Annotated in this window: 16 protein-coding genes; 10 read left to right on the plus strand and 6 right to left on the minus strand. The window is 63.8% G+C overall.

Annotated elements, in window-relative coordinates; translation table 11 throughout:
• The first annotated feature begins 31 nt into the window (after window positions 1–31).
• The 3 genes from NMB41_RS16910 (at window position 32) to NMB41_RS16920 (ending at window position 3,252) form a co-directional block, all read left to right on the plus strand.
• Window positions 32–793 carry a LytR/AlgR family response regulator transcription factor gene (locus NMB41_RS16910; RefSeq protein WP_494378968.1) on the plus strand — a complete coding sequence of 254 codons (762 nt, stop codon included), beginning with the start codon at window positions 32–34 and terminating at the stop codon, window positions 791–793.
• A 183-nt stretch (window positions 794–976) separates the two neighbouring features.
• Complete coding sequence (locus NMB41_RS16915; protein WP_494378969.1) at window positions 977–2,134, plus strand: PAS domain-containing sensor histidine kinase; 1,158 nt, start codon at window positions 977–979, stop codon at window positions 2,132–2,134.
• Between the two features lie 101 nt (window positions 2,135–2,235).
• Entirely contained in the window at window positions 2,236–3,252 is a 1,017-nt protein-coding gene (locus tag NMB41_RS16920; protein WP_494378970.1) for a porin, read from the plus strand.
• A gap of 63 nt (window positions 3,253–3,315) precedes the next feature.
• On the opposite strand, the gene NMB41_RS16925 is transcribed toward NMB41_RS16920, so the two are convergent.
• Window positions 3,316–3,966 carry a class I SAM-dependent methyltransferase gene (locus NMB41_RS16925; RefSeq protein ID WP_494378971.1) on the minus strand — a complete coding sequence of 217 codons (651 nt, stop codon included), beginning with the start codon at window positions 3,964–3,966 and terminating at the stop codon, window positions 3,316–3,318.
• A gap of 19 nt (window positions 3,967–3,985) precedes the next feature.
• The gene (locus NMB41_RS16930) at window positions 3,986–4,924 is read right to left on the minus strand and encodes a CysB family HTH-type transcriptional regulator (RefSeq protein ID WP_494378972.1); all 939 of its coding nucleotides are present in this window, start codon (window positions 4,922–4,924) and stop codon (window positions 3,986–3,988) included.
• A gap of 168 nt (window positions 4,925–5,092) precedes the next feature.
• On the opposite strand from NMB41_RS16930, the gene NMB41_RS16935 reads away from it, so the two are divergent.
• Genes NMB41_RS16935 through cobA form a run of 6 tightly spaced genes read left to right on the plus strand, consistent with a single transcriptional unit; the run spans window position 5,093 to window position 11,114 of the window.
• Window positions 5,093–6,778 (plus strand): nitrite/sulfite reductase, encoded by a 1,686-nt coding sequence (locus NMB41_RS16935; protein ID WP_494378973.1) that lies wholly within the window; start codon window positions 5,093–5,095, stop codon window positions 6,776–6,778.
• Window positions 6,771–7,328 (plus strand): DUF934 domain-containing protein, encoded by a 558-nt coding sequence (locus NMB41_RS16940; RefSeq protein ID WP_494378974.1) that lies wholly within the window; start codon window positions 6,771–6,773, stop codon window positions 7,326–7,328. The genes NMB41_RS16935 and NMB41_RS16940 overlap by 8 nt, the downstream gene beginning before the upstream one ends.
• Before the next feature lie 8 nt (window positions 7,329–7,336).
• Window positions 7,337–8,053 (plus strand): phosphoadenylyl-sulfate reductase, encoded by a 717-nt coding sequence (locus tag NMB41_RS16945; RefSeq protein WP_494378975.1) that lies wholly within the window; start codon window positions 7,337–7,339, stop codon window positions 8,051–8,053.
• Between the two features lie 25 nt (window positions 8,054–8,078).
• On the plus strand, window positions 8,079–9,017 hold the full coding sequence (gene cysD / locus NMB41_RS16950) for a sulfate adenylyltransferase subunit CysD (protein ID WP_494378976.1): 939 nt from the start codon (window positions 8,079–8,081) through the stop codon (window positions 9,015–9,017).
• Complete coding sequence (locus tag NMB41_RS16955) at window positions 9,017–10,324, plus strand: sulfate adenylyltransferase subunit 1 (protein ID WP_494378977.1); 1,308 nt, start codon at window positions 9,017–9,019, stop codon at window positions 10,322–10,324. The genes cysD and NMB41_RS16955 overlap by 1 nt, the downstream gene beginning before the upstream one ends.
• A 13-nt stretch (window positions 10,325–10,337) precedes the next feature.
• On the plus strand, window positions 10,338–11,114 hold the full coding sequence (gene cobA / locus NMB41_RS16960) for a uroporphyrinogen-III C-methyltransferase (protein WP_494378978.1): 777 nt from the start codon (window positions 10,338–10,340) through the stop codon (window positions 11,112–11,114).
• Between the two features lie 3 nt (window positions 11,115–11,117).
• On the opposite strand, the gene NMB41_RS16965 is transcribed toward cobA, so the two are convergent.
• Window positions 11,118–11,570: a hypothetical protein gene (locus NMB41_RS16965; protein ID WP_494378979.1), complete on the minus strand. Its 453-nt coding sequence runs from the start codon at window positions 11,568–11,570 to the stop codon at window positions 11,118–11,120.
• Between the two features lie 289 nt (window positions 11,571–11,859).
• Between NMB41_RS16965 and yghU the strand changes: the two genes are divergently transcribed.
• Window positions 11,860–12,702 carry a glutathione-dependent disulfide-bond oxidoreductase gene (gene yghU, locus NMB41_RS16970; protein ID WP_494378980.1) on the plus strand — a complete coding sequence of 281 codons (843 nt, stop codon included), beginning with the start codon at window positions 11,860–11,862 and terminating at the stop codon, window positions 12,700–12,702.
• Between the two features lie 104 nt (window positions 12,703–12,806).
• Here the strand turns inward: yghU and NMB41_RS16975 are convergent, their stop codons facing one another.
• Genes NMB41_RS16975 through lptF form a run of 3 tightly spaced genes read right to left on the minus strand, consistent with a single transcriptional unit; the run spans window position 12,807 to window position 15,528 of the window.
• Window positions 12,807–13,184 (minus strand): sirohydrochlorin chelatase, encoded by a 378-nt coding sequence (locus tag NMB41_RS16975; RefSeq protein WP_494378981.1) that lies wholly within the window; start codon window positions 13,182–13,184, stop codon window positions 12,807–12,809.
• Window positions 13,184–14,377, minus strand: coding sequence for an LPS export ABC transporter permease LptG (gene lptG / locus NMB41_RS16980; RefSeq protein WP_494378982.1), 1,194 nt, complete (start codon window positions 14,375–14,377; stop codon window positions 13,184–13,186). The genes NMB41_RS16975 and lptG overlap by 1 nt, the downstream gene beginning before the upstream one ends.
• Window positions 14,374–15,528, minus strand: a complete 1,155-nt coding sequence (lptF, locus tag NMB41_RS16985; RefSeq protein WP_494378983.1) for an LPS export ABC transporter permease LptF — start codon at window positions 15,526–15,528, stop codon at window positions 14,374–14,376. Before lptF ends, lptG begins: the two co-directional genes overlap by 4 nt.
• Window positions 15,529–15,532 lie beyond the last annotated feature (4 nt).

Here is a 15,532-nt window from a genome sequence, read left to right on the forward strand (position 1 = left end):
TGTCACTCCCTTTTTCCGCCAGGACCGAACCATGCCGACCGCAATTATTGCCGATGACGAAAGACTGATGCGCGACCAACTGCGCATGCGCCTGGAACAGGTGTGGCCGGAACTGGACATCGTGGGCGAGGCGAAAAACGGCGAGGAAGCGGTCGAACTGGTCGGCCAGTGCAAGCCCGATTTCACTTTCCTCGATATCCGCATGCCTGGCAAGACCGGCATCGAAGCGGCGCGCGAAATCGGCGATCGCAGCCAGATCGTGTTCGTCACCGCCTACGACCAGTATGCGGTCGAGGCCTTCGAGCGCGGCGCCGTCGATTACGTGCTGAAACCCTCGGAACCCGAGCGCCTGAAGGTGACCGTCGAACGCCTGAAGGCGCGCCTGGACAAGCCGGGCCTGGTGGTGAACGACAGCGTCACCGCCATGCTGTCGCAGCTGGCCGAAAAAATCGCCGCACCGAAGCCGAAGCATTTGCAATGGATCCAGGCCAGCATCGGCCAGGACTTGCGCATGATCCCGGTCGAGGACATCCTGTTCTTCCGCTCGGACGAAAAATACACCTGCGTGCAGACGGCGAGCTTCGAAGCCCTGATCCGCAAACCGGTGCGCGACCTGGCCGACGAACTCGACCCGGCCCTGTTCTGGCAGATCCACCGCGCCACGCTGGTAAACGTGAACGCCATCGAAGGCGTGACGCGCGACATCCGCGGACGGCATCTGGTGCTGGTCAAGGGCAGGTCGGAGAAGCTGGAAGTGAGCCGCAGCTTCCTGCATTTGTTCAAGCAGATGTAAGCCCTTGGCTTCGGTATGACGTACGGGATTATTAAGGGCCATTGGCCTGAATGACCCCATACGATGCACCACCGTCCCGGACTCATCCGTCCCGCTTGTCGTCCCTCAAGCACCCCTCTCCCCGCCCGCCGTATCGTAGCGTTTGGTCCGCATGCGCGGACATTACCGCAGGCGTCTATCCACATGAAACAACAGCACAGTGCGCGCCCACGCGGGCGCGGCCTGGCGATGCTCGCGCTTGGCTTCCTGGGCGGGCGTTTGCTGGCCCGGAGCAAGGGCAACGGCGCGGCCGAGGGGCCGGGCCACGACAGCCGGCGCATCGTCCACAATGCCGGCGAAGCGATCATCGCTGCCGACGAGAACAGCCGCATCGTGCTGGCCAATCCGGCCGCGGCCAGCATGTTCGGCGTGACGGTGGCGCAGATGGAAGGCAGGCCGCTGTCCGATTTCATCCAGGCGCCGCACACGATTGACGCCAAACCGCTCGATTATTTCCAGGCCGATGGCCGCGCCGGGCGCCGCGGCACCGATTACGCCGGCATGGGCCTGCGCGCCGGGGGCGAACCCTTTGCCATCGAGGGCTCGATCGCCGATACCACGCAGGACGGCGGCACCGTCTACACCATCATCCTGCGCGACGTCTCGGCGCGCCAGCGCGTGCAACGCAAGCTTGCTCGCTCGCACGACCAATTGCGCCAGCTGTCGTCGGCGCTGCAGACCATCCGCGAAGAAGAACGCACCCACATCGCGCGCGAACTGCACGACGACCTCGGCCAGCTGCTCGCCTCGCTGCGCATGGACCTGACCCTGCTGCAGGAAGCCTGCGGCAATACACCAAATGCCTTGCACCTGATCCAAGGCATGGACGGCAACCTGCTCACCGCCATCACCTCGCTGCGCCGCATCGCGACGAATTTGCGCCCACGCGCCCTCGACGAAGGCGGCCTGTTCTTCGCCCTGCAAGGCCTGCGCGACGATTTCGTCGAACGCCACGGCATTGCCTGCCAACTGCTGGCCGACGAAGCGGAATTGCGCCTCGACGACCAGGCCAGCACGGCGATCTTCCGCATCGTGCAGGAAGCGCTGACCAACATCGCGCGCCATGCGCAAGCGAGCCAGGTGACGATGAATTTTTACCGCATCAACAGCGAACTGTTGATTACCATCCGCGACGATGGCCGCGGCATCCGCGAAGAAGACATGGAAAAGGCCGCGTCGCTGGGCCTGATCGGCATGCGCGAACGGGTCTGGGGCCTGAACGGCGACATCACCATCAGCGCCGACGAAGCGCCGGGCACGCGCATCGATATCGTTCTCCCAGTAAAACACCACCTCGTTTAGCAAGCTGTCATCAGCCGGAAATATTGCTTCGATAAGATTCGCTGGACCTTGAGTTTGCCGCAAGCCAACTCAATCCTTCGTCACCCTTATTGGAGATCTTCATGCAATACAAAGCCCTGGCCGCCGCGCTGATCACGACCCTTCCGCTGTTCGCGTATGCGCAGACCAACGTCACCGTCTACGGCGTCATGGACGCGGCCATCGCCAGCGAGGATTCCGACGCACCGGGCGAAAATCGCCGCACCGTCATCAACTCGGGCAACCAGTCGAGCAGCCGCCTGGGCTTTCGCGGCACCGAAGACCTGGGCAATGGTCTGAAGGCGATCTTCAACATCGAAGCCGGCGTCGCACTCGACACCGGCGCGGCTGACTCGGCCCTGTTCGGGCGCCGCTCGGTGGTCGGCCTGCAAGGCGGTTTCGGCCAGCTGACGGTGGGCCGCGAATACAGCCCGATCGCGTCGGTCGCTGCCGCTACGGACGTCTTCGGCCAGGGTTTCTACGGCAGTAACTTGTCCGCGTTCAACGCCAACCGCCTGACGCGCCGCCTGTCGAACTCGGTGAACTTCAAGAGCGCCCCGATGGCGGGCTTTTCCCTGCTGGCGGCCTACTCGGCCGGCGAGCGCGCCACCGACGGCCCGTCGGGCAACCTGATGGGCGTGGCGCTGGAATATGCGAAGGGTCCCTTCTACCTGGGCGCCGGCTACCACGAACTGGAACGCCTGGCGACTGAGGACGACAAGGAACTGGCTTTTGGTGCCGGCGTCAAGCTGGGCGACTTCGACATCAAGGCCAACTACCTGTCGGCCGACCAGGCCGGTGCGAACAACGAGTTCGAGCAGATGAACCTGGGCGCGGCCTACACCATGGGTGCGAACAAGTTCTTCGTGAACCTGCAGCGCAATGAAATCGAAAGCGGCGCCAAGGGCGATGCCTGGGCCGTGGCCTACAGCTACGCGCTGTCCAAGCGCACCAACGTGTACACGAGCTACGGTTCGATGCGCAACAACGAGCGCGCCGTGTTCGGCCTGAACTCGTCGTCGACCAACCTGACGCCGGTGGCGACCGCGCTGGGCGCCGATCCGACCGCGTTCACGGTCGGTGTGCGTCACGCGTTCTAAATCTGAAGGTGGAATGAAAAACGCGCGTGCACAGGATGCACGCGCGTTTTTTTTATTGCCCGCTTACTTCAAGCGGCAGGTCAGGATCCAGAAGAACTCGATCCGCTCGATCTTGATCTGCTTCACGGCATCCCCCAGGCGCTTGCGCAAGGCGCTGTCCGACGGGTAGCTCTTCGGCACTTCGATCCGTTCGCCCTCCGGCGTGGTCAGGATCTGGTAGGTCGTCCCGTCCGCATCCGTGCGCGCGATGGTCTCGCTGAAGCCTTCGACGAAGGCATCGTCCAGGATCACCAGCAGCACGTCCTTGCCCAGGCGCTTCTTCAAGGTCGCCAGCAGTTGCTCCTGCTCTTTCTTGTTCAGGTGCGCCCACAGGAAGCTGACCAGCACCGCCGAAAACTTGCCGATATCTTCAGGCAGGTCGAGGGCATCCAGCACGCGGAACGTGACCTTGCCTTCGGTCATCGGACGCTCGCGGGCGATGTCGACCAGCGAGGGGTTAATGTCGACAGCCAGCACCGAAGCCGCCGATTCGGCCGCCACTTCGGTCCAGAAACCGGTGCCGCAGCCCAGTTCCAGCACCGTGTGCCCGGCAAGGACGTTGCCGAGGTGGATGCTCATGTCGTCGATGTCCTCGTCCATGTCCGGCTCGAGGTATTTGTCTTCGAGGGCTTCGCCCAGCAGGGCATAGTATTTTGCTACGTGTTGATTGTTCATGGTTCGCGTCTAAAAATGCTTACAGCTCGTAGTTTTCGCCGCCGCGCATTGCGGCTTCGACCATCTTGCGCGTCAGGCTCGGGGCCAGCAGCTCGATGAAAGTATAAATATAACTGCGCAGGTAGGCGCCCTGCTTTACCGCCACACGCGAGACGTTCATGCCGAACAAATGCCCGACCGGAATCGTGCGCAGGTTGCGGTCGCGCTCCGGATCGAAGGCCATGCCGGCGATGATGCCCACGCCCATGCCCAGCTCGACATAAGTCTTGATGACGTCGGCATCGATCGCCTCCAGCAGCACGTCGGGTTTGAGTTCGCGCAGGTTGAACGCGTGGTCGATCTTGCTGCGCCCGGCAAAGGCCGCGTCATAGGTGATCAAGGGGTAGCCGGCGATTTCTTCCAGCGAGACCGCTTTCGAGCGCAATAAATCGTGTTCCGGCGGCACCACCACCACGTGCTCCCACTGGTAGCAGGGCAAGGTGACCAGCCCATCCATCGCGGCAATGGCCTCGGTAGCGATCGCCAGGTCGGCCTGGCCGCTCTTGACCATGTCGGCGATCTGCTTCGGATTGCCTTGCAAAAGAGACAAGCGCACCTTCGGGAACTTGACCATGAAAGCCTGCACCACTTTCGGCAGCATGTAGCGCGCCTGGGTGTGGGTCGTGGCAATCGTAAAACTGCCGCTGTCGTGGGCCGCGTACTCCTTGCCGATGCGTTTCAGGCTTTCGATCTCCTGCATGATCAGCTCGACCGATTCCAGCACCAGCCGGCCCGGCTCGGTCAGGCCGCGGATGCGCTTGCCGTGGCGGGTGAAGATGTCGACGCCGAGCTCTTCTTCGAGCTCGATGATGGCCTTCGACACCCCGGGCTGGGACGTGAACAAGGCCTTCGCGGCATCGGTCAGGTTGTAGTTCTGGCGCACGGCCTCGCGCACGAAACGCAGTTGGTGAAGGTTCATTCCTGTTGTTGTCTGATGGTATGGAAAACGTCAACCCGTATTTTATGCGATTGCTTATGCCCCTACCGTATATAAGCAAATAAATTGTCAGTCGTTTGGAATAAAGCCCCCTGGGCGTACCATTCAGGCTAGCTAAGGGGTACTCATACCCGTCCTATAGGATTCCACATGTACCGTTACGACCAATACGACCATCTCATCGTCCGCGAGCGCATCGCGCAATACCGCGACCAGGTTGCGCGCCGCCTGAACGACGAGCTGACCGAAGAAGAGTTCCTGCCGCTGCGCCTGCAAAACGGCCTGTACATGCAGCGCCACGCCTACATGCTGCGCATCGCGGTGCCCTACGGCCTGCTGTCGACCGCGCAAATGCGCATGTTCGCCCACATTGCCCGCAAGTACGACCGCGGCTATGGCCACTTCACGACGCGCCAGAACATCCAGTTCAACTGGATTGAGCTGGAACAAACGCCGGATATCCTGACCGACCTGGCCTCGGTGGAAATGCATGCCATCCAGACCTCGGGCAATTGCATCCGCAATATTACGACCGACGAGTTCGCCGGCGTGGCCGCGGACGAGATCATGGATCCGCGCCCGTTCGCCGAGATCCTTCGCCAGTGGAGCACTTTCCACCCAGAATTCATCGCCCTGCCCCGCAAATTCAAGGTTGCCATCAATGGCGCCGTGGAAGACCGCGCCGCGATCGCGATCCACGATATCGGCCTCACGCTCACCCATAACGAAGCGGGCGAAGCCGGCTTCAAGTTCATGGCCGGCGGCGGCATGGGCCGCACGCCCATCATCGGCAGCGTGATCCGCGACTTCCTGCCCTGGCAGCATCTGCTCACTTACACCGAAGCCGTGATGCGCGTGTACAACTCGTACGGCCGCCGCGACAACAAGTACAAGGCCCGCATCAAGATCCTGTTGAAAGCCCTGGGCGTGGAAGAATTCTCGCGCCTGGTCGAAGAAGAGTGGCAAGACCTGAAGGATGGCCCGGAAACATTGAGCCGCGAAGAATACGACCGCGTCGCGGCTTATTTCGAAGCGCCTGCCTACGCCACGCTCGAGAACATCGATCCAGTCGCAGCCCATGCGGACAGCAAGCCCTTTGCGAACTGGCTCAACCGTAACGTCAAGCCGCACAAAGTGCCGGGCTATGCCTCGGTCGTTCTGTCGCTGAAGAAAACCGGCGTGCCGCCGGGCGACGCGACCGCCGAGCAAATCGATTTCGTGGCCGATCTGGCCGACAAGTTCAGCTTCGGCGAACTGCGCGTGACCCACGAGCAGAACCTGGTGCTGGCCGACGTCAAGCAGTCGGACCTGTTCGAAGTCTGGAGCCTGGCCAAATCGAAGGGCCTGGCTACGCCGAACATCGGCCTCTTGACCGACATCATTTCCTGCCCGGGCGGCGATTTCTGCTCGCTGGCGAATGCGAAATCGATCCCGATTGCCGCCGCCATTGCCGAGCGTTTCGACAACCTCGACTTCCAGCACGACATCGGCGACATCGAACTGAACATCTCGGGCTGCATCAATGCCTGCGGCCACCACCACGTCGGCTCGATCGGCGTGCTGGGCGTCGACAAGGATGGCAGCGAGTGGTACCAGGTCTCGATCGGCGGCGCACAGGGCAATAACTCGGCGATCGGCAAGATCATCGGCCCGTCGTTTGCCGGCGGCCAGATGCCGGAAGTCGTGGCGCGCCTGTTGCAGGTGTATGTGCAGAACCGTTTCGAAGGCGAGCGTTTCGCCGAGACGGCGCAGCGCCTCGGTATCGCGCCATTCAAGGAACACGTGTATGCCACGCCGATCGCGGCGGGCGAACTGGTTGGGGAAGACCATGCTTGAAGCACATAAAGAAATCATCAAGGGCCGCGAAGTCGTCGCTGACGACTGGAGCGTGCTGCGCCTGGCCGAAGGTGACACGCCGGAAGCCGTCGTCGTCCCTGAAGGCAAGGTCATTGTCCCGTTGACGGTCTGGCTGGCGCAGAAGGACGCGCTCATCAAGCGCGCGGAACTCGGCGTCTGGATCGCCGCCGACGAGCGTTTCGAAGTCCTGAAGGGCGAGTCCGACCGCTTTGCCGTGATCGCCGTCGATTTCCCGAAGTTCAGCGATGGCCGCGGCTATTCGATCGCCTACAACATCCGCAAGCGCCTCGCTTACACGGGCGAACTGCGCGCCATCGGCGACGTGCTGCGCGATCAACTCTTCTCGATGTCGCGCGTGGGCTTCAATGCCTATGCCACCCGCCAGGACCGCTCGATCCACGAGGCCCTGAAGGGTCTCACCGTGTTCTCGGAAACCTACCAGGCCTCGGTCGACCAGCCGCTGCCGCTGTTCCGCCGCAAGGAACGCGACGTGCCGCTTGAGCACAGCGACCTCGGCGCCGGGATCTGAGGTCGAGCATGAGCGATCTCGCCCTCCGCGTCGCCGACACGCAAGCCATCCTGGCGCGCATCGCCGCCGACTTCACGCCGGCCGTGTTCGCGTCTAGCCTGGCGGCCGAAGACATGGTGCTGACCGACTTGATCCTGCGCGCACAGCTGCCGATCGGCATCTTCTCGCTGGAAACGGGCCGCTTGCCGAAGGAAACCCTGGCCGTGCTGGACGCGGTGAAGGCGACCTATGGCTATGAAGTCGCCCTGTTCCGCCCGGACCCTGCGGCGGTGGACCGCTACGTGACGCAGAACGGCCTGAACGCTTTCTACGACAGCGTCGAGATGCGCAAGGAATGCTGCCGCATCCGCAAGGTCGAGCCGCTCGGGCATGCCCTGGCCGGCAAGAAGGCCTGGATCACGGGCCAGCGCCGGGCCCAGTCGAGCACGCGCGCCGAACTGAACGTGCAGGAAGACGATGCGGCGCACGGCATGGCCAAGTTCAATCCGCTGGCGGACTGGAGCGAGGCCGAGGTCTGGGAATACATCCGCGCCAACAATGTCCCGTACAACGCCCTGCACGACCGCGGCTATCCGTCGATCGGCTGCGAACCCTGCACCCGCGCCGTCCAGCCGGGCGAGGACGTGCGCGCCGGACGCTGGTGGTGGGAAAACCCCGAGTCGAAGGAATGCGGCCTGCACGTGGTCGACGGCAAACTCATTCGCATCAAATCCGTGGCCGCCTGAGCCACAAGAACGAACAAGGCAACTCATGACCAAGCTCTCAGACAACGCCGGCATCCTGGCCACCGTCAACGCGCGCCACCTCGACGCCCTCGAATCGGAAGCGATCCACATCCTGCGCGAAGTGGCGGCCGAATGCAGCAATCCCGCCCTGCTGTTCTCGGGCGGCAAGGACTCGGTCGTGCTGCTGCGCCTGGCCGAAAAGGCTTTCCGTCCAGGCAAATTTCCCTTCCCGCTGGTACACATCGACACCGGCCATAATTTCGACGAAGTCATCACCTTCCGCGACAAGCGCGTGGCCGAACTCGGCGAGCGCCTGATCGTCGGCTCGGTCGAAGACTCGATCAAGAAGGGCACCGTCCGCCTGCGCAACCCGGCCACCGACTCGCGCAACGCGGCGCAAGCCGTGACGCTGCTGGAGACGATCGCCGAACACGGTTTTGACGCCTGCATCGGCGGCGCCCGCCGCGACGAAGAGAAAGCCCGCGCCAAGGAGCGCATCTTTTCCTTCCGCGACGAATTCGGCCAGTGGGACCCGAAGGCCCAGCGTCCGGAACTGTGGGACCTGTATAACACCCGCGTCCACCCGGGCGAAAACATGCGCGTGTTCCCGATTTCGAACTGGACCGAACTGGACGTGTGGCAATACATCGCGCGCGAAAAGCTGGAACTGCCGACGATTTATTTTGCGCACCAGCGCCAGGTGATCCCGCGCAACGGCCTCTTGGTGCCGCTGACCCCGCTGACGCCGGCGAAAGAAGGCGAAACGGTCGAGACGCAAACCGTGCGCTTCCGTACCGTGGGCGACATCAGCTGCACCTGCCCGGTATCCTCGGACGCATCGACCGTCGAGTCGATCATTGCCGAGACAGCCGTGACCCAGGTGACCGAACGCGGCGCGACCCGGATGGACGACCAGACCTCCGAAGCCTCGATGGAAAAACGCAAGAAGCAAGGATATTTCTGATGAACGCGCTGAACGATAAACTCACCCAACACAGCCTGCTGCGCTTTATCACGGCCGGTTCCGTCGATGACGGCAAGAGCACCCTGATCGGCCGCCTGCTGTTCGACAGCAAGGGCATCTTTGCCGACCAGCTGGCCGCCGTGTCGCGCTCGAAGCACAAGCGCACCGTGGGCGACACCATTGACCTGTCGCTGCTGACCGACGGTTTAGAGGCCGAGCGCGAACAGGGCATCACGATCGACGTGGCCTACCGTTATTTTGCGACCCCGAAGCGCAAGTTCATCATCGCCGACACCCCGGGCCACGAGCAGTACACCCGCAACATGGTCACCGGCGCTTCGACCGCCGACGCCGTGATCATCCTGGTCGACGTCTCCAAAGTGAAGCTGCGCGAAGACGGCGGCGTGGATTTGCTCATTCAAACGAAGCGCCATTCGACGCTGGCCCACCTGCTGCAGATCGAGCACGTGATCGTGGCTGTGAACAAGATGGATTTGATCGGCTACGACCAGGCGATCTACGACCGCATCGTCACCGCCTACCGCGAATTCGCCGATTCGCTCGGCCTGAAGGACGTGACCGCCATTCCGCTGTCGGCCTTGGCCGGCGACAACGTCGTCGACCGGTCGGAGAAAATGGACTGGTACACGGGTCCTACCCTGATCGAGCTGCTGGAAAACATCACGGTCTACGACGAAGCGCACGATGCGCCCTTCCGCTTCCCGGTGCAGCTCGTCGCCCGCCACAATGGCCATGAGGCGAACGACTTCCGCGGCTACATGGGCCGGATCGAGTCGGGCAGCGTCGCCGTCGGCGACAAGCTGGTGGTGCAGCCTTCGGGCCAGAGCGCGACGGTGAAAGAAATCCTGACCTTCGACGGTTCGCTCGACACCGCCGCGGCAGGCGCATCGGTCACGCTGCTGCTCGAGGAATACCTGGACATTTCGCGCGGCGATACGCTGGCCGGTGCAGGCGCGCCTGCGACCCTGCTCAAGCAGGTGGTGGCGGACGTGTGCTGGATGTCGGACGAGCCGCTGGACGCCCGCCGCAAGTACTGGATCAAGCACGGCACGCGCCAGACGGCGGCGAAAATCACGAAAGTGGACACCCTGCTCGACATCAATACCCAGCAGCGCCATCCTGCCGAGGGCCTGAAGCTGAACGACATCGCGCGCATCCACCTGAACGTCCAGCAGCCGCTGGCGGCCGACGCCTATGCCGACATCCGCGCAACCGGCGCCTTTATCCTGATCGATGAAGTCACGCACCAGACTGTTGCTGCGGGTATGATTCGCCTGGGTGAATAACACAGGAGCGGCCATGGCCTTGCTTGAAGATCCACTGCCGGCGCGATCCGGCAGCTCCGGCAAGGTCTGGCTGGTCGGCGCCGGCCCCGGCGCCGCCGACCTGATCACCGTGCGCGGCGCGCGCATCCTCGCGCAAGCCGATGTCGTGCTCTACGACGCCCTGGTGACGCCGGACATGCTGGAACTGTGCGCGGGCGCCGAGCTGATTTCCGTCGGCAAGCGCTCGGGCCAGCGCTCCACCGCGCAGGACGCGATCAATGCGCTGCTGGTGGACTGCGCCTTCAAGTTCAAGCGCATCGTGCGCCTGAAAGGGGGCGATCCGATGCTGTTCGGGCGTGCCGACGAGGAGTTGCGCGCACTCGAAGCCGAGGGCATCGAGGTCGAGATCGTGCCTGGCATTACCACCGCGGTCGCTGCGGCCGCCGCCACCAAGCAGCCGCTGACCAAACGCGGGGTCGCGCGCAGCGTCGCCTTCTTCACCTCCAGCACCGGCCCCGACCAGCCGGAACACGCCGCCCTGCCCCACACCGACACCATGATCCAGTACATGGGCGGGCGCGAGGCCGCCGCCACCGCCGAACGCCTGCTGGCGCAAGGCCGCCCGGCCGGAACGCCGGTGGTGGTGGTGGAAAATTGCAGCCGTCCGGACGAACGCATCGAACGCCTGCTGCTGTCGGACCTGGCGAAGGGCCTGCACGCGGCGCACGGTCCGGTGCTGGTGATGATCGGGGAAGCGCTGCGCTTGCGCGAACATCAGCCGGCCCTGGCACAGCAGGCCGCCAGCGACTGAGCTTCAGCCCGGGCAAGGCCCGCGGGTGCTGTCGTACTCTTCGATTTGCAGCAGCAGCCGGTCGGCCGCCGCGTGGGTGTCGGCATTGACCCGGTTCAGGCGCGCGATCGCCGCCTCCAGGCGCTTGCCGGCCCGTCCCGCGCATTCGCGGCTGTGCCAGCGCGCCAGGTCGCGCCGCATCCCGCTCAATTCTTCCTTCAGTTCGCCCAGCATGCGGCGCAGGCTGCGGTCCGCGTCGACCATCCCCGGAACGCTGCCCGCGTGCAGGCGGTTCGACAGGCGCGTGATCTTGCCGCCCATTGCGCCCACGCGGCGCGCGGTGGCGTCGATGTGGCGCGCGCAGCGTGCCTGCGCGAACAGGCCGCCCGGCAGGCGCAGGCCTTGCCAACAGGCTTGCTGGCCCGCCTGCGGATGCAGGAGCCTGGCGATGATCTGCTTGACGAAGTTTGCAAGCATGGGAGTGGATGGTTGGATGGAATGGAGTCCGTTGGGAAATGCCCGAGCAGTGTGGAAGGCTTCGCAGGGGCTGTCAAACCGCTCGGCGATACCCTGACATGATGCGGAACAATCCTACGGCAGATGGCTGCAAAGCTTGCCGGTGTATCAATGGAAAACAGCCGATATTGGACATTCGCGGGGCGCGCCGACGCAAATGCGCGGAGTCGGGTAAGCTCCTCGTTCAGGAACGACAAGCCGCGCGCGTTCGCATGGCGCATGCGCATCCGACAACGACAAGGAGACATCGATGACCGAACAATCGAACTACGTGCCGGCGAAAGTCTGGACCCCGCCGGCCGCGCCCGGCGGCATGTTCGCCAACATCAACCGGCCGGTCGCCGGCCCGACCCACGAGGCCGAGCTACCGGTCGGCAAGCACCCGCTGCAGCTGTATTCGCTGGCCACGCCGAACGGCCAGAAGGTCACGATCCTGCTCGAAGAGCTGCTCGCGGCCGGCCACAAGGACGCCGAATACGATGCCTGGCTGGTACGCATCAACGAAGGCGCGCAGTTCTCGAGCGGCTTCGTCGAGGTGAACCCGAATTCGAAGATCCCGGCGCTGATGGACAGGAGCGGTCCCGAGCCGGTGCGCGTCTTCGAGTCCGGCGCGATCCTCTTGTACCTGGCCGAGAAATTCGGCGCCTTCATCCCGACCGCCCTGCCCGCGCGCACCGAGACGCTGAACTGGCTGTTCTGGCAAATGGGCGCCGGCCCGCTGCTGGGCGGCGGCTTCGGCCACTTCTACGCGTATGCGCCGGAAAAACTCGAATACCCGATCGACCGCTACGCGATGGAAGTCAAGCGCCAGCTCGACGTGCTCGACCGCCAGCTGGCCAACAACCAGTACATTGCAGGCAGTGAGTACACGATTGCCGACATGGCGATCTGGCCCTGGTATGGGGCACTGGTGCAGGGCGAGATCTACGAGGCGGGCGAATTTTTGTCGGTGCACGAGTACAAGCACGTCAAGCGCTGGGCCGACGAGATCGGCGCGCGTCCGGCGGTGATGCGCGGGCGCAGGGTCAACAAGGTGCGTGGGAAGCCGGCGGAGCAGGTGCCGGAAAGGCATTCTGCGGCGGACCTGGATTGATGTAGGGTGGGCTCTCCGAGCCCACGCGGTGATACGCAACGGCTCCGATGTCGTGCTCGATGTTCTCGCCGTCGCGTATCACCGCGTGGGCACAGGTGCCCACCCTACGAAATCGACCGGACACAATAGTCCGTCATGGCGGCCAGTACACCCGGATCTTCCCCGACGGCGTCGGCCACCGTCAGGCGCAAGCCCGGATGCGCGGCCCGCAAGCCTTCGGCCAGCAACGGCAAGTCACGTAATAAATGCCCGCCCTGCCCCAGGAACACCGGCACGATCGTCACGTCCTCGACGCCTTCGAGTATTAGCTGCGCCACCGTCTCCGGCAAGCGCGGCTCCATCAATTCCAGGAAGGCGAGGCGCACCACGCAATCGGGCAGCCGCGCGGCGGACGCATCGCGCAGGCGCTCGAAAGGCGCCGCCCATGAAGCCGCGCGGGCGCCATGGGCGAACAGGACCAGCGCTTTGTTGATTGGTTCCATCAGTGACGCTCCACCCAGCGCAGCGCGCCGATTGCCAACAGCAGGAACAGCAGGCTCGGGGCCACGGCCGTGAAGATGGACGGCCAGGCCGAGAGCATGCCCAGGTTCGAGAACAGAGAATTGATCAGGATGAAGCCGACGCCGATCATGATGCCGATGAAGATCTTCAGGCTCACGCCGCCGCTTCGCGTGTGGAGGTAGGCAAACGGCAGCGCCAGCGCCATCAGCACGAAAATTGCGAGCGGGTCGAAGATCTTCTTCCAGAAGGCGATGCGGAAACGTTCGCTCTCCTGGCGGTTTTCGACCAGGTGGCGCGAATACACAGCCAGTTCGTTGGCCGACATGCGTTCCGGATCGCGGCGCGAAACCTGCAGGATCTTGGGCGTGATTTCCGAGGCCAGGTCGAGCGTGGGCAGCTTGCGCGTGGCGACCGCGCTGGTCTCCTGGCCATAGGTGCTCTGGATGGTCTGGCCCTGCGGCACCGGTGCGCCCGGCAGGGGCAGCGTGCGGCTGTTGGTGAACTGGGTTTCGCTCACGTCCTTCAGGCGCCAGATGCCGTTGCCGCTGAAGGTCGCGCTGGTGGCCGTGATCAGGGCGCGCATGCGCATCGCCTTGTCGAATTCGTAAAGGCGCACGTCGATCAGCTGGCCGTCCGGGCGAATCTCGCGCGCGTTGAAGAAACGCGAGCCGACCGCCTCGCCGCGCGCGCCGCCGGCGCCTTCGGCGTAGACGTTATCCTTGGTCCACATCCCGGAGCGGAATTCCGAGGCCAGCGTCGCGCCCTTGGCCGACAGGCGCACCTTTTCCGCCAGCGGCGCGGTGCGCGGCGTGATCAGTTCGCCGAAGACGAAGGTGACGATCACCAGCACGATGCCGATCTTGAACAGCATCCAGCCCGCCATGCGCGTCGACATCGAGGAGGCGCGCATGATGGTGAATTCCGAGCTTTGCGCGAACTGCGAGAGCGCGTAGATGGTGCCGATCAGGGCCGCCACCGGCATGACCTCGTAGACGTGCCCGGGCAGCATCAGCGCCACGTACAGCAGCGCGTGCTGGAACGAGTAGTTGCCCTTGCCGACCGAGGGCAGCTCGGAGGTCAGGTCCATGAAGGAGATCAGGCCGAGGAAGGCGATCAGCACGAAGACGACCGCCTGCAGGATGTTGACCGCGAAATAACGCTGTAAAACTTTCATCGGGACTCCACCGCGGCTGGCAGCTGCGCGTGCTTCTTGCGCAGGCGCTGGCGCTTCCAGGCATTGATCAAGACCAGCGGGTGGTAGTGATGGTTCACGTTCAGGCGCCACGCGAACAGGGCAACGACGATCGCCGCCACGATCAGGTGCAGCGGCCACCAGGCCAGGGCGAAATCGATCTTGTCGCGCTTGACGCTCGCCTCCACCATTTTCACCAGGTTGTTATAGGTGAAGAAGATCAGGAGCGCGAGGATCAGGTTGGCCGAGCTGCCGGCGCGCGGGTTCACGAAGCCCAGCGGAATGGCGAGTAGCACCAGCAGCAGGCAGACGATCGGCGCGGAGATGCGCGAAAGCAGTTCGGAGCGCGTGAAGCGGTTCTCCACCGCCAGCAGCGCCACGGTCGACATGGCAGCGAGCGGCACCTCGGCGCCGAGCACGGGGACCTTGGTCGCCACGCGCATGCTGTAGCGCTCGAACTCCATCGACTGGAAATCGGCCTGGCCGGGCACGCCCTGGTAGCGGCGCCCGTTTTTCAGCACCAGGTACTGGCCGCCCTTGCCGTCCGGTTCGATCACGCCTTCGCGCGCCACGACGATCGAGCTGTCCTTGTCCTCGGTGCTGCTCACAAACACGTTCTTCACCACGGTCGACCCGCTGGTGCTGCCTTCGACAAAGAACACGCGGTCGCTCGAGGACGATTCGCGGAACTGGCCGGGCGCCACGCGTTTGAGGTCTTCGCGCTTTTCGAAGCGCTGAATGAATTCCGCGCTCTTCATCTTGGCCCAGGGCGCCACCACCAGCGACAGCGCGCCCACGATCAGCACCATCGGCACGCCGAAGGTCAGCACGGGACGGATCCAGGCAAGCAGCGACTGGCCCGAGGCGAACCAGACGACCATTTCGGAATCGCGGTAGCTGCGCGTGATCGCGACCAGCACCGAAATAAAGCTGGTGAGGATCAGGACAGTTGGCAGATAATTCACCGATTGAAATGCAATCAATGCGACGACGTCGCCGGAATCGACCCGTCCGCCCGCGGCGCGGCCGAGGATGGCGATCAGGGTCCAGGTGACGGTCACCGTGAACAAAACCGTGAAGGTTGCCCCGGCTGCGCTGGCCAGTTCACGATGCAGGGCGCGTTGAAAAATCATTCGA

Source organism: Massilia sp. FBCC-B171 (assembly GCF_059134155.1).